22 protein-coding genes and 1 tRNA gene are annotated in these 18300 nt (G+C 71.0%); 9 read left to right on the forward strand and 14 right to left on the reverse strand.

Going from position 1 to position 18300, the window contains the following annotated elements; translation table 11 throughout:
* Positions 1-144 precede the first annotated feature (144 nt).
* Entirely contained in the window at positions 145-618 is a 474-nt protein-coding gene (locus AMY39116_RS0331150) for a helix-turn-helix domain-containing protein (protein ID WP_020421524.1), read from the forward strand.
* Positions 619-1025: 407 nt separating this feature from the next.
* On the opposite strand, the gene AMY39116_RS0331155 is transcribed toward AMY39116_RS0331150, so the two are convergent.
* Entirely contained in the window at positions 1026-2501 is a 1476-nt protein-coding gene (locus AMY39116_RS0331155) for an NAD(P)/FAD-dependent oxidoreductase (RefSeq protein ID WP_027936374.1), read from the reverse strand.
* Positions 2502-2637: 136 nt separating this feature from the next.
* On the opposite strand from AMY39116_RS0331155, the gene AMY39116_RS0331160 reads away from it, so the two are divergent.
* Positions 2638-3192: a TetR/AcrR family transcriptional regulator gene (locus AMY39116_RS0331160; protein WP_020421526.1), complete on the forward strand. Its 555-nt coding sequence runs from the start codon at positions 2638-2640 to the stop codon at positions 3190-3192.
* A 230-nt stretch (positions 3193-3422) separates the two neighbouring features.
* Complete coding sequence (locus tag AMY39116_RS44870; RefSeq protein ID WP_020421527.1) at positions 3423-3902, forward strand: hypothetical protein; 480 nt, start codon at positions 3423-3425, stop codon at positions 3900-3902.
* A gap of 4 nt (positions 3903-3906) precedes the next feature.
* On the opposite strand, the gene AMY39116_RS0331170 is transcribed toward AMY39116_RS44870, so the two are convergent.
* Positions 3907-4128 carry a DUF3618 domain-containing protein gene (locus AMY39116_RS0331170; protein ID WP_017984592.1) on the reverse strand — a complete coding sequence of 74 codons (222 nt, stop codon included), beginning with the start codon at positions 4126-4128 and terminating at the stop codon, positions 3907-3909.
* Between the two features lie 101 nt (positions 4129-4229).
* Between AMY39116_RS0331170 and AMY39116_RS0331175 the strand changes: the two genes are divergently transcribed.
* Positions 4230-4303, forward strand: a tRNA-Leu gene (locus tag AMY39116_RS0331175).
* Positions 4304-4335: 32 nt separating this feature from the next.
* On the opposite strand, the gene AMY39116_RS0331180 is transcribed toward AMY39116_RS0331175, so the two are convergent.
* Positions 4336-4686 carry a MerR family transcriptional regulator gene (locus AMY39116_RS0331180; protein ID WP_020421528.1) on the reverse strand — a complete coding sequence of 117 codons (351 nt, stop codon included), beginning with the start codon at positions 4684-4686 and terminating at the stop codon, positions 4336-4338.
* 86 nt (positions 4687-4772) lie between these two features.
* Between AMY39116_RS0331180 and AMY39116_RS0331185 the strand changes: the two genes are divergently transcribed.
* Positions 4773-5663 (forward strand): NmrA family NAD(P)-binding protein, encoded by an 891-nt coding sequence (locus tag AMY39116_RS0331185; RefSeq protein ID WP_020421529.1) that lies wholly within the window; start codon positions 4773-4775, stop codon positions 5661-5663.
* Positions 5664-5669: 6 nt separating this feature from the next.
* Here the strand turns inward: AMY39116_RS0331185 and AMY39116_RS0331190 are convergent, their stop codons facing one another.
* From AMY39116_RS0331190 to AMY39116_RS0331205, 4 genes are all read right to left on the reverse strand, one after another.
* Positions 5670-6461, reverse strand: a complete 792-nt coding sequence (locus AMY39116_RS0331190; protein WP_020421530.1) for an aminotransferase class IV family protein — start codon at positions 6459-6461, stop codon at positions 5670-5672.
* A gap of 63 nt (positions 6462-6524) precedes the next feature.
* Positions 6525-7910, reverse strand: a complete 1386-nt coding sequence (locus tag AMY39116_RS0331195; RefSeq protein WP_020421531.1) for an alkaline phosphatase PhoX — start codon at positions 7908-7910, stop codon at positions 6525-6527.
* Positions 7911-8012: 102 nt separating this feature from the next.
* Positions 8013-8225, reverse strand: coding sequence for a KTSC domain-containing protein (locus tag AMY39116_RS0331200; RefSeq protein WP_020421532.1), 213 nt, complete (start codon positions 8223-8225; stop codon positions 8013-8015).
* Positions 8225-8671, reverse strand: a complete 447-nt coding sequence (locus AMY39116_RS0331205; protein ID WP_027936376.1) for an SRPBCC family protein — start codon at positions 8669-8671, stop codon at positions 8225-8227. Before AMY39116_RS0331205 ends, AMY39116_RS0331200 begins: the two co-directional genes overlap by 1 nt.
* Positions 8672-8747: 76 nt before the next feature.
* Here AMY39116_RS0331205 and AMY39116_RS0331210 point away from each other — a divergent pair, with 76 nt between their 5' ends.
* Positions 8748-9206 (forward strand): nuclear transport factor 2 family protein, encoded by a 459-nt coding sequence (locus AMY39116_RS0331210; RefSeq protein ID WP_020421534.1) that lies wholly within the window; start codon positions 8748-8750, stop codon positions 9204-9206.
* An 84-nt stretch (positions 9207-9290) separates the two neighbouring features.
* On the opposite strand, the gene AMY39116_RS0331215 is transcribed toward AMY39116_RS0331210, so the two are convergent.
* Together AMY39116_RS0331215 and sigK are read right to left on the reverse strand one after the other, a co-directional pair.
* Complete coding sequence (locus tag AMY39116_RS0331215) at positions 9291-10016, reverse strand: anti-sigma factor domain-containing protein (protein ID WP_020421535.1); 726 nt, start codon at positions 10014-10016, stop codon at positions 9291-9293.
* Positions 10013-10606, reverse strand: a complete 594-nt coding sequence (gene sigK / locus AMY39116_RS0331220; RefSeq protein ID WP_020421536.1) for an ECF RNA polymerase sigma factor SigK — start codon at positions 10604-10606, stop codon at positions 10013-10015. Before sigK ends, AMY39116_RS0331215 begins: the two co-directional genes overlap by 4 nt.
* 83 nt (positions 10607-10689) lie before the next feature.
* On the opposite strand from sigK, the gene AMY39116_RS0331225 reads away from it, so the two are divergent.
* On the forward strand, positions 10690-11031 hold the full coding sequence (locus AMY39116_RS0331225) for a putative quinol monooxygenase (protein WP_020421537.1): 342 nt from the start codon (positions 10690-10692) through the stop codon (positions 11029-11031).
* Here AMY39116_RS0331225 and AMY39116_RS0331230 read toward each other — a convergent pair.
* Complete coding sequence (locus tag AMY39116_RS0331230; protein ID WP_020421538.1) at positions 11019-12806, reverse strand: bifunctional sugar phosphate isomerase/epimerase/4-hydroxyphenylpyruvate dioxygenase family protein; 1788 nt, start codon at positions 12804-12806, stop codon at positions 11019-11021. The two genes, AMY39116_RS0331225 and AMY39116_RS0331230, sit on opposite strands and share 13 nt — an antisense overlap.
* A 65-nt stretch (positions 12807-12871) precedes the next feature.
* Here AMY39116_RS0331230 and AMY39116_RS0331235 point away from each other — a divergent pair, with 65 nt between their 5' ends.
* Complete coding sequence (locus AMY39116_RS0331235) at positions 12872-13510, forward strand: TetR/AcrR family transcriptional regulator (protein WP_020421539.1); 639 nt, start codon at positions 12872-12874, stop codon at positions 13508-13510.
* 112 nt (positions 13511-13622) lie between these two features.
* On the forward strand, positions 13623-14960 hold the full coding sequence (locus tag AMY39116_RS43925) for an MFS transporter (RefSeq protein WP_157358755.1): 1338 nt from the start codon (positions 13623-13625) through the stop codon (positions 14958-14960).
* 630 nt (positions 14961-15590) lie between these two features.
* Here the strand turns inward: AMY39116_RS43925 and AMY39116_RS0331245 are convergent.
* The 4 genes from AMY39116_RS0331245 to AMY39116_RS0331260 are packed head-to-tail and all read right to left on the reverse strand — an operon-like array spanning position 15591 to position 18220.
* Positions 15591-16418: an SDR family NAD(P)-dependent oxidoreductase gene (locus AMY39116_RS0331245; protein ID WP_027936377.1), complete on the reverse strand. Its 828-nt coding sequence runs from the start codon at positions 16416-16418 to the stop codon at positions 15591-15593.
* Entirely contained in the window at positions 16408-16644 is a 237-nt protein-coding gene (locus AMY39116_RS0331250) for a hypothetical protein (protein WP_020421542.1), read from the reverse strand. Before AMY39116_RS0331250 ends, AMY39116_RS0331245 begins: the two co-directional genes overlap by 11 nt.
* The gene (locus AMY39116_RS0331255) at positions 16641-17681 is read right to left on the reverse strand and encodes a hypothetical protein (RefSeq protein WP_020421543.1); all 1041 of its coding nucleotides are present in this window, start codon (positions 17679-17681) and stop codon (positions 16641-16643) included. Before AMY39116_RS0331255 ends, AMY39116_RS0331250 begins: the two co-directional genes overlap by 4 nt.
* Positions 17678-18220 carry a UGSC family (seleno)protein gene (locus AMY39116_RS0331260; protein ID WP_020421544.1) on the reverse strand — a complete coding sequence of 181 codons (543 nt, stop codon included), beginning with the start codon at positions 18218-18220 and terminating at the stop codon, positions 17678-17680. The genes AMY39116_RS0331255 and AMY39116_RS0331260 overlap by 4 nt, the downstream gene beginning before the upstream one ends.
* Positions 18221-18300: the final 80 nt, after the last annotated feature.

Genomic DNA, 18300 nt, shown 5'->3' on the forward strand with positions numbered 1-18300 from the left:
GCCGGTCAAATGAAACGGACTGGGCAAAGTCGCGTAAGGAACCCGCACTCAGCGACTTACATACCCGTGAACACCGCTGGAGTTCGACCGGACGTGCCAGAGCAGGGGTGCGGCGCGACGCAAGGTCAGGGCAGGGGACGGGGAGTGCGCATCGACAATGACCTCTACCAGCGAATCCTGGGGGAGGAACTCCGCAAGCTGCGCCGGCGACGAGGCTGGACGCGCAAGGAGCTGAATCAGCACCTGCAGAGCGACATCTCGCTGCAGACGCTGGCGACCTACGAACTGGGCACGCGCCAGTGCTCGGTGGTGCGGCTCGTCGAGCTGTGCCTCGCAATGGACGAGCTGCCGCAGGACCTGCTGGCCCGCGTGCACCGGCGCGTCTTCGCCGACGAGCCGGGCAAGGTGCGGCTGGACCTGACCCGGATCGTCGCCGACGAGCGGACCGAGCTGCTGCCGCTGCGCCGGTGGGCGGAGGGCAGACTGCGCCAGCCCGGCGCCGCGCGCGAGGTGCGCCTGGACCGGGCGGCCATGTCGTGGATGGCCCAGCTGTGCAACCTCACTGTGCCCGAACTGCTGGACCGCCTACGCGCAATCTCCGGCGTAGAAGACGACTGACGTTCCTGCCGGAGCGCGACCCCAACTGGGCCGCACTCCGGCAGGACAAACTCCGCCAACCAGACGCCGCGCGACAGCGCGTCAACGGGACAGCCACGGCTTGGATAGCCCAGCTGCGCAACCTCACCGCCCCGCACCGCCGAACCGCCTACGCGCGATCTCCGACGTGGAAGACTACTGACACTCCCGGCCGGAGCACGACCCCAACCGGGCCGCACTCCAGCAGGACAAAGCCAACCCGGCACCGCGCGAGATGCGCGTCCACCGGGCGGCCAATGTCGTGCATGGCCCAGCTGCGCAACCTCACCGCCACCGCACCGCGGGACCGCCTACGCACAATCCCCGGCGCGCCGCCAATCCGGAGCGCGACCCCAACCGGGCCGCACTCCGGCAAGGCGTCACACGAGTCAGTCGCGGCCGACCAGCTCGAAGTCGGACGGCCGCAGCTTTCGCGTGTTCAGCCAGTACCGCCAGGTGAAGCCGGGCCAGATCGTCCGGTTCACGCCCTTCGCGTCGAGGTACCAGCTCTTGCAGCCGCCCTGCGTCCACACGCCCTTGGCCAGCTTGTGCTGGATCTCGGCGTTGAACCGCTCCTGCACCTCGGCCCGCGGCTCCAGCGCACCGGCGCCGGTCTGCTCCACCAGGCGGATCGCCTCGGCGACGTAGCGGATCTGCGACTCGATCATGAACACGACCGAGTTATGCCCCAGCCCGGTGTTCGGCCCGAGCAGGAAGAACATGTTCGGGAACCCGTTGACCGTGATGCCGAGGTGGGTCCGCATCCCCTCGGTCGCCCACTCCTTGTTGAGCTTGCGGCCCTCCACCCCGATGATGTCCAGGTTGTCGAACGCGTCGGTGACGTGGAAGCCGGTGCCGAAGATGATCGCGTCGACCTCGCGCTCCACACCCGTCGTGTCGATCACGCCGGTCTCGGTGACCTCGGCGACGCCGTTCGTGATCACGTCCACGTTGTCCCGGTTCAGCGCCGGGTAGTAGTCGTTGGAGATCAGCACGCGCTTGCAGCCCATCACGTAGTCCGGCGTCAGCTTCGCGCGCAGCGCCGGGTCGTCGATGTGCTTGTCGATGTTGGACTTCGCGAGCTTCTGCGCGACCTTCATCAGGCCCTGGTGGCCGTTGAAGCCGATCGCGCGGGCCTCCAGCATCCAGTACAGGAGGTTGCGGTAGGCGCGCTGCGTGCCGGGGACCTTCGCGAACACCGACTTGGCCCACTCCGGCATCGCGTGGTCCGGCTTCGGCATCACCCACGCCGGCGTGCGCTGGAAGACGTGCAACTGCTCGACCTCGGGCGCGATGGCCGGGATGAACTGGATCGCGCTGGCGCCGGTGCCCACGACCGCGACGCGCTTGCCGCGCAGGTCGTAGTCGTGGTCCCACTGCGCCGAGTGGAAGGTCTTGCCCTGGAACCGCTCGATGCCCTTGAGGTCCGGGATCTGCGGCAGGTGCAGCGCGCCGACGCCGTTGACCAGGAACCGGCCGCTGAACGTGTCGCCGTTCTTGGTGGTGACGTGCCAGCGGTGCTCGTCCGGGTCCCAGCGGGCGCCGGTCATCTCCTGGCCGAACCGGGTGCGGTCGTACAGGTCGTACTTGCGCGCGACACCGCGCAGGTAGTCCCAGATCTCCGGCTGTGGCGAGAACGAGCGGCTCCAGTTCGGGTTCTGCTCGAAGGAGAACGAGTACATGTGCGACTGGATGTCGCAGGCGCAGCCCGGGTAGGTGTTGTCGCGCCAGGTGCCGCCGACGTCGTCCGCCTTCTCCAGGATGACGAAGTCCTCGCGGCCCTCCTTGCGCAGCTGGATCGCCATGCCCAGGCCGGAGAACCCGGTGCCGACGATGATCACGCCCGTTCGCGTGTGCTCTGCCATGTACCTTCCTCCACACTGAGCATTAGGTGTTACCGCGAGTCCATCTTACTCGGAGTAGGTTACCTCCGGTAGAGTCAGTTTCATGACCGGGCCGACCCGTCGCAAACGCATGCCCCGAGCCCAGCGCGAGCAGCAGATGCTCGAGGTCGCGGAAGCGGTGTTCGCCGAGCGCGGGTTCGCCGCGGCGTCGATGGACGAGATCGCCGAGCGGGTGGGCGTGTCCAAGCCGATGCTCTACGAGTACTTCAACTCGAAGGAAGGCCTGCTGCTGGCGTGCGTCGCGCAGGCCAGGGCCGAGCTGCGCGAGGTGACCGAGCGTGCGGTGGCCGGCCAGACGGACGCGCGCGAGGCGCTGCGCAGCGGGTTGCGGGCGTTCTTCGTGTTCGCGCGCGAGCGGCGGCAGGGCTGGTCGCTGCTGCGCCACGAGCTCGCCCTGATCGGCACGTCGGCCTCGGACGCGCTGGAGGACACCCGGCGCCAGCAGACGGACCTGATCGCGAAGCTGATGGCGCAGTACTTCGACGCCGGCGAGGCGGGACACCTCCTGCTGGAGGCGACGGCCGAGCTCGTCGTCGGGGCGTGCGAGCGGCTCGCCATCTGGTGCGAGCAGCACGACGAGGTGACACCCGATCTGGCTACCGACCTCGCGATGGAGGTCCTGTGGGCGGGACTTGGTCTTCGCGCTCAGTGATCACGCGTATCCGCAGGTGGTTGCTCCATCCGGTCGTCACGCATCGCACAGTTTCGCCCAGAACTTGTCACGCAGAGTTCTGTTGATGTATCGATAGAAGCTGACAGAGCGTTAAGCAAATGGCGGCAGAAGCACGCCCGATCGGATGAACGCGATCGGCGTCATGAAGAGGCTTCGGATTGCTCCCTCAAAGTGGAGTTGCAGCCGAGAGCGGCAGGGGTGTGAGACTCATGGCGGTACCGATCACGGCGATCTACGTGCCGGAGGACGACGACTGGGCGGTCACCGTGACCGGCCATGGCAGGAGCCTGACCGCGCGGGCGCCGGGCATCATCGCGGCGCGGGACCGGGTCGACCAGTTCGTCGAGGAGCTGGGCGCGGAGGCGAAGGGGGCCACCGTCGTCCACCTGCTGAACGGCAGCGCGCTGGAGTTCACGGCCGCGTACATGACCGCGCGGCTGACGCGGCCCGAGCCGGCGCCGATCGAGGTTCCGGAGCCAGCCGCGCCCGCGGAGGCGTCGACGGCGGAGGAGGCACCGGCTGATGTACCAGAGCAGCCGGCGTCCAAGCCGGAGAAGAAGCCGAAGGCGAAGCTGACGGCGGACATCGGGGACGCGCTGACGGCCGCGAAGCCGGCGGCGCCGCAGCCGGCGGCCACCTCGTCGATCAAGGTGACCGCGGCCGCGAGCACGCCGGCCGCGCGGGCCTGAGCCCTCAGCGGAAGAGCTTGCGCACCAGCAGTGCGGCGACGAGCACGCCGACCCCGATCAGCGGGAACTTGACTTTGGGGTCGTCGAACTTCGTGCGCAGGGTCGTCTTGGCGTTGTCGGCCAGCCGCTTGGGGCTGGCCTTCTCGCCCAGCTGATCCAACGTCGACGCAAGCGCTTCGCGGGCCTTCACGATCTCCCGCTCGATGGTGTCCGGGTCGCGAGCCACAGGTCCTCCTCACCTTCGCAGGGCACAACCGTAGATCACGGCCCGCGACGGGCGGCACCGGCCACGCCGTACGAGGCCCGGGCGCTAGGCTGGTGGCGTCGGGGCCCGTAGCCCAATTGGCAGAGGCACATGGTTTAGGTCCATGCCAGTGAGAGTTCGAGTCTCTCCGGGCCCACCGCGAAGTCGCTCGACGGCGCCCGCCGTGCGTCAGGCGTCCTGGCGGCGCTCGATCACCGTGTCCAGTGCCGTCCGTGCGCCTTGCAGCCGGGCGATCGTCGCGTCGATGCGGGATCGTTCCGCGCGCAGTCGCTCCAGCACGCCGTCGCAGGCGGGGGTCGGCGGTTCGCCCCGCACGCATGTCCCGATCTCGGCTATGCCGGCCGTCGTCAGCCCGGCCGCGAGCAGCTCCCGGATGCGGCGCACCGCCGTCACGTCGTCCTCCGCGTAGTCGCGGTAACCGTTCGGCGTCCGCGCCGGCTGCAGCAACCCCTGTTTCTCGTAGTACCGCAGCAGCTGCTCGTCCACCCCGGTTCGCCGCGCGAGTTCTCCGATGCGCATCCGTCCGCCTCCGCGACTTGACCTTGTAACTGATTTCAAGGATTAGCTTCGACGCCGGACACGTCAACGTGACGAGAGGAACGGCAGTGACAGAGGTTTTCGTGGCCGGGGCGACCGGCATGCTCGGCGGCGCGATCGTGGACAGCCTGCTGCGGCGCGACGTCCGCGTCCGGGCGCTGGTCCGGCCCTCCAGCAAGCGGGAGACGGTCGATGCGCTCGCGGACAAGGGCGTGGTGATCGCCGAAGGCTCGCTCACCGAGGGGCCGGAACGCCTCGCCCGGTCGCTCGAAGGCGCGGACGTCGCGATTTCCGCTCTGCAGGGCGGGGAAGACGTCGTCGTCGACGGGCAGACGGCTCTGCTGCGCGCCGCCGAGAAGGCCGGCGTGCCGCGCCTGATCCCGTCGGACTTCGCCGTCGACCTGTTCCGCCTGGACGACGGCGACAACGTCTTCCTCGACCACCGGCGCCGGGCTCACCAGGCGTTCGACGGCACCCACGTACAGGTGACGTCGGTCCTGAACGGCGCGTTCACCGAGGTGATGACCGCGCCGTTCCTGGAAATCGTCGACTGGGACAACGACACCTTCGCCTACTGGGGCGACGGCGACCAGCCCTGCGACTTCACCACGGTGGCGGACACCGCGGAGTACACCGCCGAAGCGGCGCTCGATCCGGCCGTCGCCGGGCGGCCGGTCCGCGTCGCCGGGGACGTGCTCACGATGAAGGAGTTCCACGACGCGCTGCAGCGTGGGTCGGGCAGGCGTCTCGAACTCCGCGTGCGCGGCGACGTCGACGAACTGGAGGCCGAGATCCGGCGGCGCCGGGCCGTCGCCACCGGACCCGCCGACTTCGTCGCCCTCCAGTACGTCTGGGCCATGGTCACCGGGAAGGCCAAGCTCGACCCGCTCGACAACGACCGCTACCCCGCTGTCCGGCCGACCGGTGTGGCGGAGTTCGCCCGGCGCTTCGCGCGCTGACCGCCGTCACGGGGCGACCAGCGGCTCCTCCGCGTAGGCGCGGTGCAGCAGCTCCACAAAGGACTCCGGCGTGGCCAGCTCCACGTCGTCGATCCGGCGCACCGCCACGCCGGGTGTCCAGGAGTTCATGACCACCGCGCCGCGCAGGTCGCGCAGATCGGCCGTGGTCAGGACCTGCGATCGCTGCGGCACGCCGAGCCGGTCGAGTTGCCGCCGCAGGATGCCCATCGTGATCCCGGCCAGGACCGGCGCCTCGGGCCAGACCACCGAGGCGCCGTCCCAGAACGCCAGGTTCCAGATGGACGCCTCGGTGAGCCGGCCGTGGCGGTCGACGAACGCGGCGTCGTCGAAGCCGCGCGCCACCGCCTGCCGCGGGAAGTAGGTCTTGGCCACCTCGCCGACGTGCTTGAACGCGGGCAGGACCCGCTCGTACTCGAACGTCGCCAGGCTCAACGGTCCGGCCGGGCCGTCGGTGGCCGGTCCGGTGCGGACCAGCAACTCGGGCGCGGCGTCCGCCGTCGAGAACTCCGGCGAGTACACGGTGGCGCCCAGCGAGACGTCCTCCGGTCCCTCACGCAACGCGGCCCGCAGGTGCGCGAGCACCACGTCGTCGGCCAGTGCCCGGCCGAACAGCTCGGCCGACGCGGCACGCAGCCGGTTCAGGTGCAGGTCGAGGCCGCGGATCCGGCCGCCGCGCACCTGCATCGCCGTGAAGTGGGCGTACCCGGCGAAGGCGAGCGGGGCCAGATCCTCGGTGGTGGCCGGACGGCCGTTGCGGTGTACGACGAAAACGCTCATGCCGCCGAAACTAGAGCCTCACACCGGTGTGAGGCTCCAGCGGTGATGAGCTGGATCACCCGCTCAGCAGTCGCCCCACGGGCCGGTGATCGCGAAGACGTGGCCGGGGCTCTGGATGCAGGCGAACAGGATCCGCCCGTCCTGACTGAACACCGGCCCGGTGAACTCGCTGTCGTTGAGGTCGTTGCGCGCCAGCGGGTAGGACTTGCCGTCGCGGGTGACGCCGACGAGGTGGCTCAGGCCCTCCCCGTCCTCGGCGAGGATCAGGCCGCCGTGCGGGGACACGGTGATGTTGTCCGGCCCGTCGTAGTCGGTGTCGGCCTCCGGGTCGGGGTTCACGCCGTAGATCGTCTTCAGCTCGATCGTCTCCGCGCGCGGGTCGTAGAACCAGACCTGGCCGTCGTGCTCGTTGAGGCTGCCGTCGCTGATCCGGGCGTAGCTGGCGACGAAGTACGCCCCGCCGTCACCCCAGTAGGCGCCCTCCAGCTTGCGGCTGTGGGTCACCTGGCCCGGCTCGAACTGCTTGCGCACCGACACGGTCCGAGCGTCCCGGTCGGGCACGTCGACCCACCGGACCTTGTAGCGGGTGCCGGGCGTGGTCGCCTCCGACAGGTCGCCGATGTGCCTGCTGCCCTTGAACGCGCTCATCGCCTGCAGCCGGCCCGCGGTGTCGCCGCCCTCGGACAACGCCAGCGCCCGCAGCGCGCCCTTGCCCCCGCGGAAACCCTTCGGCGGCACCCACCGGAAGTACAGGCCGTTCGGCCCGCTCGCGTCCTCGGTCAGGTAGATCTCGCTGGTCTTCGGGTCGACGGCGACGGCCTCGTGCGAGTAGCGGCCGAGGAACTTCAGCGGGACCGGCTCGAGGTTCGCGTCGCGGTCGAACGCGTCCACCTCGAACACGTAACCGTGGTCCTTCTGGTACACGCCACCGGCGCGCTGCTCGGTCTCCTCGCAGGTCAGCCACGTGCCCCACGGGGTCTCGCCGCCCGCGCAGTTGTTGTGCGTGCCGGCCAGGCTGACGTACTCGCTCTTCCGGTTGCCCTCCCGGTCCACCACGATGGTCGTCGTGCCGCCGCCCGCGCCCGGGTCGTAGGTGAGGCCGGCCAACGCAGGCGTGCGGTGCGGCTCGCTGCCGCCGATCTCGTGGTTGTTGATCAGCACGAAGTCCCGGCCACTGCGGAAGCACGCCATGCCGTCGGGGTCGCTCGGGGTGAACTCGCCGGTCTCCAGCTTCGTCACGCCGGACTGCGCGATCACCTTGTACCGGAAGCCCTTCGGCAGCGCCAGCAGGCCGGCGGGGTCGTCGACGAGGGGGCCGTAGCCGGTGGCGCGGGTGACCTGCGCGGCCGCGGCGGGCGCCGCGATCGCGTCGACGCTGCCCGCGACGATGACCCCCAGACCGCTCGCCGCGCCGGTGCGCAGCAGATCACGCCGGGAAAGTGGAGCCATGACGACCTCCTGTGGTGGGAACCGTGCGAAGGGATCAAAACCGCCGATTCCGACCCGGGCGGGGACCGCAGACGACGCGCAGGCGAACGGACGGCGAACGGTTCAGGCGAGCCGCTCGTGCGGGTAGCGGTCCCGGATGCGGGCCTGGAAGTAGCCGCCCTTGCTCTCCGCGGCCAGCAACGCGCGGTAGATAGCGCTTTCCACGCCCAGGTACCGGTAAATGCCGTGGTGCAGGAATTCCACCTCCAGAATGCGCCGTGCCGCGTCGTACCCGACCGCCGCGAGCGCACTGGAGGAAACGGGGTGGCGACGCACTAGGGCCGTCCCGTTTCGAGCAGGTTCTTCAGCCTGCGCAGATCCTTGCGATTCGCGCGTTCCACCGCGGCGGCCATCACGCGGGCGCCCACCTTCGCGAATCCGCTCGGCTCGCCGCGGTTGCGCAAGACCATCCGAGTGCTGTGCGCGTCCAGGGATTCCCAGCTGTAGGTGGTTTCCATGGGGAACGGGCCCTGCGCGGTGCGCATCACGAGCCGTTCGCCGGGCACGAGTTCGATCACCTCGTACGTGTACCGCAGGGTCCGGCCGAGAAAACGCGCCACGAATCCGAGCCGGGTGCCCTCGCGCAGCGGTGGGCGGGTTTCCCATTCGACGTCCAGGATGTTGGCGTACCACTCGGGCGCGTTCGACGGGTCGCCCGCGTAGGACGCCACCTTTTCCCGGGGCAGCGCGACCACGATTTCGGTGCGCACGTCGACTGGCACGAATTCGAGGGTAGTTCAGCCTGCCCGGTTTTCGAACCGTACACTTCTTGCAACCGTTGCAAGAAGGAGGTCGACGATGACCGACTGGACCGCCGTGCACGAGAAGGCCGTGGCGGCCTTCGCCGAGGGCTGGGCGCGGCCACACCGGCAGGCGTGGGACGCACTGCTCGCGGAGGACGTCGAGCTGAACCAGCCGATGGTGCCGCCGACGCGGGGCAGGCAGGCGTGGGGGCAGGAGGCCGAACGGCTGCTCGGGTTCCTGCCGGACCTGCGGGGCGAGGTGCTCTCGTGGGCCGGACGGGAGGACCGGCTGTTCATCGAGCTGCGGCTGAGCGGAACCCTGCGCGGCAAGCCGCTCGCCTTCCGGGCCGTGGACGAGCTGTGGCTGACCGCCGACGGTCGGGTGACGCGCCGGGACTCCTTCTTCGACTCGATGCCGGTGGCGATGGCCGTCGCGGGGCGGCCCGGGGCGTGGCCGGCGTGGTGGCGATCCGGGCTCGGCCCCCTCACCGGACGACGCCGCTTGCAGCGGTGATCTCCCAGTCGCCGGCGCCAGCGCTGTCGGGTGTTGGCCAGTGCTGATGGCCAGGTGGCCGGAGCACCCCGGCCACCGGGCACGTCACGCCGGCATCGTGAACAGCACCACCGGCGCGCTGGTCGGCTGCTCCGAGCCGCCGGCGGGTTCGATCGTCACGGCGACCGTGCGCACCCCCGCCAGGCCCGCCAGCATCAGCGGCGCCCCGGTCGTTCCGGTGTGCCCCATCACCCCCGCCGGGTGCGGGCCCGCCGCGTCGATCGTCCACGCCTGGTACGTCACGTCGGCCGGCTGGTCGGGCATGCCGGTCATCATCAGCATCGCCCGGTCCTGGCTGGGCGACATCACCATCCGCGCCTCGCCCGGAATGCCCGCGTCCGCGCCGTTCAGGGTCTGCGCGTCGGGCGCCGACAACAGCCTCGTCACCGCCGCGTACTGCTCCTGGGCGGTCTCGAGCTGCCGCTCCGCCCGCACCGCGAGCACCCCGGCCACCGCCGCGACGGCGATCGCGATCACGGCCGCCGCCGCGAGGAACCGCGTCGTCCAGTTGCGGGAACCCCGCGTCGGCGCCCGGCGGCCTGGTGACTCCTGCCGCACCTGGCGCACGTCCCGCAGCACCCGGTCCCGCAGCGCCGCGGGCGGCGTCTCGGACACCGCCGCCCCGAGCCTGGCCGTCGTCGCGCGCAGTTCGGCCACCTCGCGCTCGCAGTCCGCGCACTCGGCCAGGTGCTCCTCGAACCGGCGCCGCTCCAGCTCGTCGAGCGCGTCGAGGGCGTACGCCCCGGTCAGCGTGTGGACGTCCGGGTTCACCGCGTCACCCCCAGGCAGTCGCGCAGGCGGATCAGCCCGTCCCGCATCCTCGTCTTGACCGTCCCGAGTGGACTCTGCAACAGGTCCGCGACCTCCGGGTAGGTGTGGCCGCCGTAGTAGGCCAGCATGATCGACTCGCGTTGCAACTCGGTCAGCCCGTTCAGGCAGCGGCGCACCTGCTCCCGCTCCAGGCGAGCGGTGACCGCCTCCAGCACCTCGTCGAACTCCCGCCCCGGCGCCATCGCACCGGCCCGCTGCTCGCGGTCGGTGCGCGCCTGCGCCGACCGCACCCGGTCGACCGCGCGGCGGTGCGCCAGGGTCAGCGACCAGTTCAGCACGCTGCCCTGCCCACGGTCGTACCGCGCGGCGGTGCGCCACAGCTCGACCAGCACCTCCTGCGCGACCTCCTCGGACTGGGCCACGTCGCGCACCACCCGCCGCACCACGCCGAACACCGGGCCGGCCACCACGTCGTAGAGCTGCTCGAACGCCACCTCGCTCCCCCGCGCGACCTGAGCCATCAGGTCCTCGGGCGAGGGGCCGCCCGGCCCCGGCGCGGCCGGGCGCATCGCCCGGACCGGATCGTCCATGCCGTCATCCTCCCTCACACCGACGCCCTTTGTTCGGCGCCGAAGCGGGACCGGATGGGCCGGTTCACTGGTTGGATGCGGTCATGAGCTTCTACGTGCGCGCCCGGTTCGACGTCCACGACGAGCAGGGGTTCGAGGAGGTCGCCCGCGCGCTGCGCGACCAGGCCGCGACCGAGCCGGGCACACTGACCTACCGGTGGTTCTCCGGGGAGCCGGGCAGCTACGTCGTCATCGAGGAGTACACCGACGTGGACGCCGCCTTCGCGCACAACGACCGCGGGGCTGCCCTGCTCGAGCGCGGCGGCGAGTGCGCGGACATGGTGGAAGCCGAGATCTACGGCGACATCACCGGCGAGCTGTGGGACTGGGTGGCGGCGAACCCGGTGTTCACCACCTACCCCGAGGTCTTCGCTCAGCCGGACTGACGCGCCAGCCGCAACCGCCGGTGCGCGGCCATCCGCACCGGTGCGTTGGCGGCCCCGTAACCGCGGTAGCCGCCGATGCGCTGGACCACCTCGAAGAACACCCGCGAACCCAGCACCTCGGTGTAGAAGTGCAGGAACTCGCCGTCCTCGTCGCGGTCGTAGAGCACCGAGTACTCGCGCAGGGCGGCGAGCAGGTCCGGCGGCGGGGCCAGCCGGGCGTCCAGGTCGTCGTAGTAGTTGCCCGGGATCTCCAGCAGCGGCGCGCCGGCCGCGTGCATCGCCTTGGCCGTGGCCAGCACGTCGTCGCTGGTGAAGGCGATGTGCTGCGGGTCGGGCACGCCGGGCGCCCACTCGCCGCGGCGCAGCAGCGCCACGTTCAGCGCGATCCGCACCGTGTTGGACGGGTTGGTCACCGCGCGGCTGCGGATCAGCCCGAACGGCGCGGCGAACTCGGTCGGCATCTCCGGGTGCAGGCCGAGCACCGTGCGGTAGAACAACGCGGCCTCGTCGAAGTTGTCGAACGGCTGGCTCAGCGACACGTGGTCGGTGCCCAGCAACCCTGCGCCAGCGGCGGAAGCACCGGTCGGCGTGAAGTCCGAGAGCCAGCCCTCCCGGCAGAAGAAGACGGCCGTGCCATCCGGGGCGGCCACCGCGGAGAGGTCCGCCTCGCCGGCGCGGTGCTCGCGGGGCAGCACGGGCGCGTGGAAGGACTCCGCCCGCTCCGCCGAGCGCGCCGGGTCCGCGCTCTCCACGGCCAGCGCGCTGATCTCGGTCGGCCCGCCGGTCGCGTTGAGCAGCACCCGCGCCTCGCCCTGGGTCCACAGCTGCACGGGCTTCGACCGGTGCTGCCCGGTGTGCGCGAAGCCCATCGCGGTCAGCGCCGCGGCCAGTCGCGGGCCGGTGGTCTCGTCCACGGCCAGCTCGGTGAACGCGTGCCCGGTCAGTTCCGGCGCGACGATCGCGGGCTCCCCCACCGATTCCTCCAGCCCGAGCAGCGACCGCATCGCGTCTACCGCCGCGCGCCCCGGGTCGGCCTGCCGGAACACGTCGTTGAAGACCTCCAGCGACAACGGCCCGGAGTAGCCGGTGGCGAGCACGTGCCCGACGAACGCGGTCAGATCGAAGGCGCCCTGCCCGGGGAACAGCCGGTGGTGCCTGCTCCACTGCAGGACGTCCATGTGCAGGCGGGGCGCGTCGGCCAGCTGCAGGAAGAAGATCTTCTCGCCCGGGATCGTCCGGATCAACGCGAGGTCGCTGCCACGGGAGAGCACGTGGAAGCTGTCCAGGCACAGGCCGACCGCCGGGTGGTCGGCACGCCGCACGATCCGCCACGAGTGGTCGTAGGTGTCGACGAACCGGCCCCACGCCAGCGCCTCGTATGCAATGCGAATACCGCGCTGAGCAGCTCGTACACCGAGTGTATGCAATTGTTCGGCGGCGAGATCGTCGTCGTCGACGGCGTCCGGCGACACCGAGGAACACACCAGCATCGTGTCGGCGCCGAGCTGCTCCATCACGTCGAACTTGCGCTCGGCGCGGCGCAGGTTCGCCTCGAACACCGGCGGCGGCACCGCCTCGAAGTCCCGGAACGGCTGGTACAGGTCCACCGACAGCCCGAGGTCGTCGCAGCGGCGCCGGACCTCGGCCGGCGACAGCGGCGAGACGATCAGGTCGTTCTCGAAGATCTCGACGCCGTCGAAGCCGGCGGCCGCCGCCGCCGTCAGCTTGTCTTCGAGCGTGCCGGACAGGCACACGGTCGCGATCCCTCGCCTCATGGCCGGGACTCCTCTCGCACGGGCCGGTGTTGGTCGAACCAGTCGGTGAGTCCTACGGTGCGCATATGCCGACCGAAAGCGCCGAACGCCTGCGCGACGCCGAGCGCACCCGCGCCGAGATCCTCGACGTGGCGACCCGCGAGTTCGCGGACCAGGGCTACGCCGGGGCGCGTGTCAACGAGATCGCCGCGAAGACCCGCACCACCAAGCGGATGCTCTACTACTACTTCGGCAGCAAGGAAGGCCTCTACATCGCGGTGCTCGAACGCGCCTACTCCGGCATCCGCGCCCGGGAGCAGGAGCTCGACGTCGACCACCTCGACCCGGTCGAGGCGCTGCGGCAGCTGGCCGAGCTGACCTTCGACCACCACGAGTCGCACCCGGACTTCATCCGGCTGGTCAGCATCGAGAACATCCACAACGCCGAGCACATCGGACGGTCCGAGGTGCTGTCGACGCTCGCCAACCCCGCGCTGGACGTGCTGACCCGCATCCTGGAACGCGGCCGGGCCGCCGGCGCGTTCCGCGAGGACGTCGACGCGCTGGACGTGCACATGATGATCAGCGCGTTCTGCATCTTCCGCACCGCCAACCGGCACACGTTCAACGCCATCTTCAAGCGGGACATGCTCGACCCCGGCCGGCGCGAGCACTACCGCAAGATGCTCGGCGACCTGCTTGTCGAGTACCTGACCGCGCACTGAGCGTTTCGTCCCCTTCTCCGGGTTGACAAGCCTCGTCCGGCTAACTCACCATCTGGTACGTAACCAGACGGTACATTAATCCGGTCCGCAACGGAGCGACAGGAGCGTGGACGTGGTCGAGCACGGAAAGCCCCGCAAGGCAGCGGTGGCCGCCTGGGTCGGAAGCGCGCTGGAGTACTACGACTTCTTCATCTACGGCACGGCCGCCGCACTCGTCTTCGGCAAGATCTTCTTCCCCAGCTCGGACCCGGCGGCCGGCACGCTGCTGGCGCTGGCCACGTTCGGCGTCGGCTACGTCGCCCGCCCGATCGGCGCGTTCATCCTGGGTCACGTCGGCGACCGCTTCGGCCGCAAGAAGGTCCTGGTCTTCACCGTGCTGCTGATGGGCGTGTCCACGTTCCTGGTCGGCTGCCTGCCGACGTACGGGCAGGTCGGCGTGCTCGCCCCGGTGCTGCTGGTGATCCTGCGCCTGCTGCAGGGGCTGTCCGCGGCCGGCGAGCAGGCCGGGGCCAACTCGATGTCGCTCGAACACGCGCCGGAGGACCGCCGCTCGTACTACACGAGCTGGACGCTGTCCGGCACGCAGGCCGGGCAGATCCTGGCGACCGCGGTGTTCCTGCCGGTCGCCGCGATGCCGACGGCCGCGCTGCAGAGCTGGGGCTGGCGGATGCCGTTCTGGGCCAGCGCGCTGGTGGTCGTCGCCGCGTTCGTCATCCGGCGCAAGCTGGACGAGACGCCCGTCTTCGAGCGCGAGGTGGCAGGCAAGGAGCAGGCGAAGCTGCCGGTCGCGGTGCTGTTCCGGGACCACTGGGCCGACGTGCTGCGGGTCGTGTTCGCGGCCGTGATCGCCGCGGTCAGCACGATCTTCACCGTCTACGCGTTGTCCTACGCGGTCAACTCGGCCGGGCTGGCGCGCACCCCGATGCTGTGGGTCGGCGTGCTCGCCAACGTCGTCGCGCTCGGCGCGATCCCGCTGTGGGCGATGCTGGCCGACAAGGTCGGGCGCAAGCCGGTGTTCATCGGCGGGTCGCTGGGCTGCGCGGTGCTGATCTTCGCCTACCTCGGCGCGATCGCGTCGGGCAACTACGTGCTGGTGTTCGTCGTGGGCATCCTGATGTTCGGCGTCGTCTACAGCGCGACGAACGCGGTGTGGCCCGCGTTCTACGGCGAGATGTTCCCGGCGCGGGTAAGGCTGTCCGGCATGGCGATCGGCACGCAGATCGGGTTCGCGATCGCCGGGTTCACGCCGACGATCGCCGCCGCCATCGCCGGTGACAAGAGCGCGAACTGGGTCGGTGTCGCGATCTTCACCGCGGGGCTGTGCCTGGTGAACGTGATCGCGGTGCTGACCGGCCGGGACAACTACCGGGTCCCGACCGCCGACCTGGGCCGCAAGGACGCGGGCGGCGGACGGGTCCCGGTGCCCTCCCCAGGCGGGGCGACCGCCTAGCGGTTGCGAGCAGCGTCGGCGGAGCGACTCGGGAAACGGGCCCGGTGCGGGCCACCCCCATCGACCCGGCAGCACCGCGCCCGACCACCGACCCGGGCCACAAGGACACGGGCGGCGGACGGGTCCCGCTGACCTCCCCAGGCGGGGCGACCGCTAGCGATTGCGAGCAGCCTAGGCCGAACGCTCGGAAAACCGGCCCGGTGCGGGCCACCCCCATCGACCCGGCAGCACCGCGCCCGACCACCGACCCGGGCCACAAGGACACAGGTGGCGGACGGGTCCCGGTGACCTCCCCAGGCGGAGCGACCGCCTAGCGATTGCGAGCAGCCTCGGCCGAGCGACTCGGGAAACCGGGGCGGTGCGGACCATCTCCATCGACCGGCAGCACCGCGCCCGAAACCTCACAAGGCGCGGTCGCCTAGCGGTAGCGAGCAGCACCGGTCGAGCGGCTCGGAAACCCGGCCGGTGCAGGCCGCCCCGTCGACCGACAGGACCGCGCCCGAAACCCACCGGGCGCGGTCGCCTAGCGATTGCGGGCGGCGTCGGCCGAGCGGCTCGGAAAACCGGCGCGGTACGGGCCATCTCCGTCGACCGGCAGCACCGCGCCCGAAACCCACCGGGCGCGGTCGCCTAGCGATTGCGAGCAGCGTCGGCCGAACGGCTCGGAAAACCGGCGCGGTACGGGCCACCACCGTCGACCGGCAGCACCGCGCCCGAAACCCACCGCGCGCGGTCGCTGGCCAGGAACAACGCGGCGTACGCGATGTCCCACCCGGTGCCCTCCGTCTGCAGCGCCACGCCCTTCGCCCGCACCTCCCGCATCTCCTCGGGCAGGTCCCGCGCCGCCATCGAGGACCAGATCGCGCCGACCCGCACGCAGTTCACCCGGATCCCCCGCGGGCCGAGCGTCGAGGCGGCGCCCTGCGTGAAGTGCTCCACCCCGGCCTTCCCGATCCCGTACACCGTGCCGGGCCCGGCCGCGGTGACCGCCGCGGACGAGAGGTTCACGACCGCCCCGCCGCCGGTCATCGCGTCCGCCGCGTGGCGCGTCATCATCCACGCCGTCTTGAGGTTGAGCGCGATCAGCTCGTCCCAGCGTTCCGGCGTGACGTCGAAGACCCCGGCGCGATCACCCGACGCGGCGCTGTTGACCAGCGCGTCCACACCGCCGAACTCCTCGGCGGTGGCGGCGACGGCGTGCTCGCAGTCCTCGTCCCGGGTCAGGTCGGCCTGGATGAAGATCGCCTCGCCGCCGTCGGCCTCGATGTCGGCCACCGTCCGCTTGCCCGCGGCCGGATCGCGGTCCAGCACCGCGACCCGGGCGCCCTGCGCGGCGAACACCCGGCTCACCGCGTACCCGACGCCGCCCGCCGATCCGGACAGTCCGCCACCGCTCACGATCGCCCGGCGGCCGGGCATCCACAGTGGACTCGCCGCGGCCAGTGGGTCACTGGTCATCGTGGTCTCCCGGGTAAGTCAGGTCGATCGCCTGCTCGGGCACGCCGAGCGACTGGTGCAGGATGCCGCGCATGATCGGCTCCGGCGCCAGGCAGTCCGCGCACGCGGCCGGATCGGCCACCGAGATCCGCACCGCCACCCGGCCGCCCTCCTCGGCGACGTCCAGGGCGTAGCCGTCCGCGGCGAGCGTCGTGCGCATCGCCTCCAGGCCGGTCTGGTCGATCATGCCGTTCCCTCCACTGCCACCGCCTTGCCGGACCATTCGCCGAACACCCGCACCACCATCGACATCGCCGCGTTGCGGGAACCCGCCACGACCACCGGGACGTGCCGCGGCGAGGGCAGGAACCGCTGGAACTCGTCGTCGCCGTCGGTGGAATCGGACGCTCCCCGCACGTGCTTCTCCCCCAGGCTCTTGCCCGCGCGCCGCAGATCCCGCCCGGCGCGGCCGACGTGCTCGACCATCCAGGCCTGGACGTCCTGTTTGGACATCCCGTTCTTGGCGAGCAGCTGGGCGTGTTCCGGCCCGAGCACCAGCCCGTAGGAGGCCTCGCGGAAGATCAGCGCGCCGGTGCGGGACATCGTGTCGGCCAGGTCCCACAGCACCTGCTCGTGGTCCTGGGTGTGCCGGTTGTCGACGTACTCGACGGTGCGCAGCAGCATCGCCGTGACCGCGCTGACCCCGTCCCCGAGCCCGGCGGACACCGACAGCGGCTCCCAAGGGCTTTCCTCTTCGTTCTCGCCGAAGCAGATCTGCCACCGGCCGGGCAGCCCCTGGGTCGCCTGCTCGAGGACGTGCGGGTGGATGCCGAACGCGTTGCGCACCATCAGACCGATCGCGCGCGGCACTGTCGCGTTCGGACGGAAGCCGGGCCCGAACACGCCGCCGGTGCTGTTGAACCCGAGCTCCTGGCGCACCGGCCCGTTGACAACGAGCATCGGCGACGGCCCACTCGTGCTCTGCCAGCCGCCGCCGCGGGCCGCGCGGTCCAGCATCAGCGCGTCCCAGGCGGCCAGTACGACCGGGAAGTACTCGGGACGGCACCCGGCCATCGCCGCGCTGATCGCGGCCTGCTCGACGGTGCACTCGCGGTCCAGCTGCTCGACCCGGCCGATCACCTCCTCCGGAGCGCGCGCGGTCCGTGCCAGGAACTGGTCGACCAGCGACCGGGACGCGGGCACCACCGGCAGCCCGTCGGACCAGCCCTGCTCGTAGCAGTACTCGATCGCCTCCTGCGCGACGACGGGATCGGGCGCGGTCACGACGCCACCGAGGTCAGGATCGCGACGACGTCGTCGAGCGCCTCCTCGGCGCGCTTGCGGACCTCGTCCGGCCCGAGCACCGCCACCGGGTGCGGCGTGACGACGTAGCGGTAGCCGGTCGCGTCACGCATCCCGGCCATCGCGTCCGCCGTCACGATGAACGCGTCACTGCAGATGACTGCCGCCGGGATGCCGTGGCGCTCGAACGCGATCCCGTCCGCGACCGCCGATGCGCTGCACGAGCCGCAGTCGCCGACGCCGGTGATCACCGCGTCGCAGGTCCGCGCCAGCTCCGCCAGCTGCTCCTCGGGGATCGGCATGGCGAACGCCGTCTTGGTGCGGGCGACCACCCCGGCCGCGCCGTGCCGTTCGACGAGCAGCCTGCCCAGTTCGGCGAGGAACGGCGCCGCGTTCTTCTTGGTGTTCTCCAGCAGCCCGATCGTCGCGCCGGCCAGCTTGAGCCGGTTCGGCGTGAGCACCGCGGCGCCCTGCGCGACGGCGCGCCGCCCGCCCGTCGGATCGAGTATGGCCTCAACCATCGGTGCGACTCCTTGTCTTCCGTGGGGCGGTGACCCCGCTTGCCGGTTCCGCGGCCGTGATCGGTAATGGCCTGACGCGT

The organism is Amycolatopsis sp. ATCC 39116, from assembly GCF_000231075.2.
GTDB lineage: Bacteria > Actinomycetota > Actinomycetes > Mycobacteriales > Pseudonocardiaceae > Amycolatopsis_E > Amycolatopsis_E tucumanensis.

Coding starts and splice junctions, on each gene's coding strand:
- AMY39116_RS0331155 (WP_027936374.1), bottom strand. CDS start 2,501: ATGGCAGAGCACACGCGAACGGGCGTGATCATCGTCGGCACCGGGTTC.
- AMY39116_RS0331160 (WP_020421526.1), top strand. CDS start 2,638: ATGCTCGAGGTCGCGGAAGCGGTGTTCGCCGAGCGCGGGTTCGCCGCG.
- AMY39116_RS0331195 (WP_020421531.1), bottom strand. CDS start 7,910: ATGGCTCCACTTTCCCGGCGTGATCTGCTGCGCACCGGCGCGGCGAGC.
- AMY39116_RS0331235 (WP_020421539.1), top strand. CDS start 12,872: ATGCCGACCGAAAGCGCCGAACGCCTGCGCGACGCCGAGCGCACCCGC.
- AMY39116_RS0331225 (WP_020421537.1), top strand. CDS start 10,690: ATGAGCTTCTACGTGCGCGCCCGGTTCGACGTCCACGACGAGCAGGGG.
- AMY39116_RS0331190 (WP_020421530.1), bottom strand. CDS start 6,461: ATGAGCGTTTTCGTCGTACACCGCAACGGCCGTCCGGCCACCACCGAG.
- AMY39116_RS0331230 (WP_020421538.1), bottom strand. CDS start 12,806: ATGAGGCGAGGGATCGCGACCGTGTGCCTGTCCGGCACGCTCGAAGAC.
- AMY39116_RS0331260 (WP_020421544.1), bottom strand. CDS start 18,220: ATGGTTGAGGCCATACTCGATCCGACGGGCGGGCGGCGCGCCGTCGCG.
- AMY39116_RS0331245 (WP_027936377.1), bottom strand. CDS start 16,418: ATGACCAGTGACCCACTGGCCGCGGCGAGTCCACTGTGGATGCCCGGC.
- AMY39116_RS0331180 (WP_020421528.1), bottom strand. CDS start 4,686: ATGCGCATCGGAGAACTCGCGCGGCGAACCGGGGTGGACGAGCAGCTG.
- AMY39116_RS0331250 (WP_020421542.1), bottom strand. CDS start 16,644: ATGATCGACCAGACCGGCCTGGAGGCGATGCGCACGACGCTCGCCGCG.
- sigK (WP_020421536.1), bottom strand. CDS start 10,606: ATGGACGATCCGGTCCGGGCGATGCGCCCGGCCGCGCCGGGGCCGGGC.
- AMY39116_RS0331210 (WP_020421534.1), top strand. CDS start 8,748: ATGACCGACTGGACCGCCGTGCACGAGAAGGCCGTGGCGGCCTTCGCC.
- AMY39116_RS44870 (WP_020421527.1), top strand. CDS start 3,423: ATGGCGGTACCGATCACGGCGATCTACGTGCCGGAGGACGACGACTGG.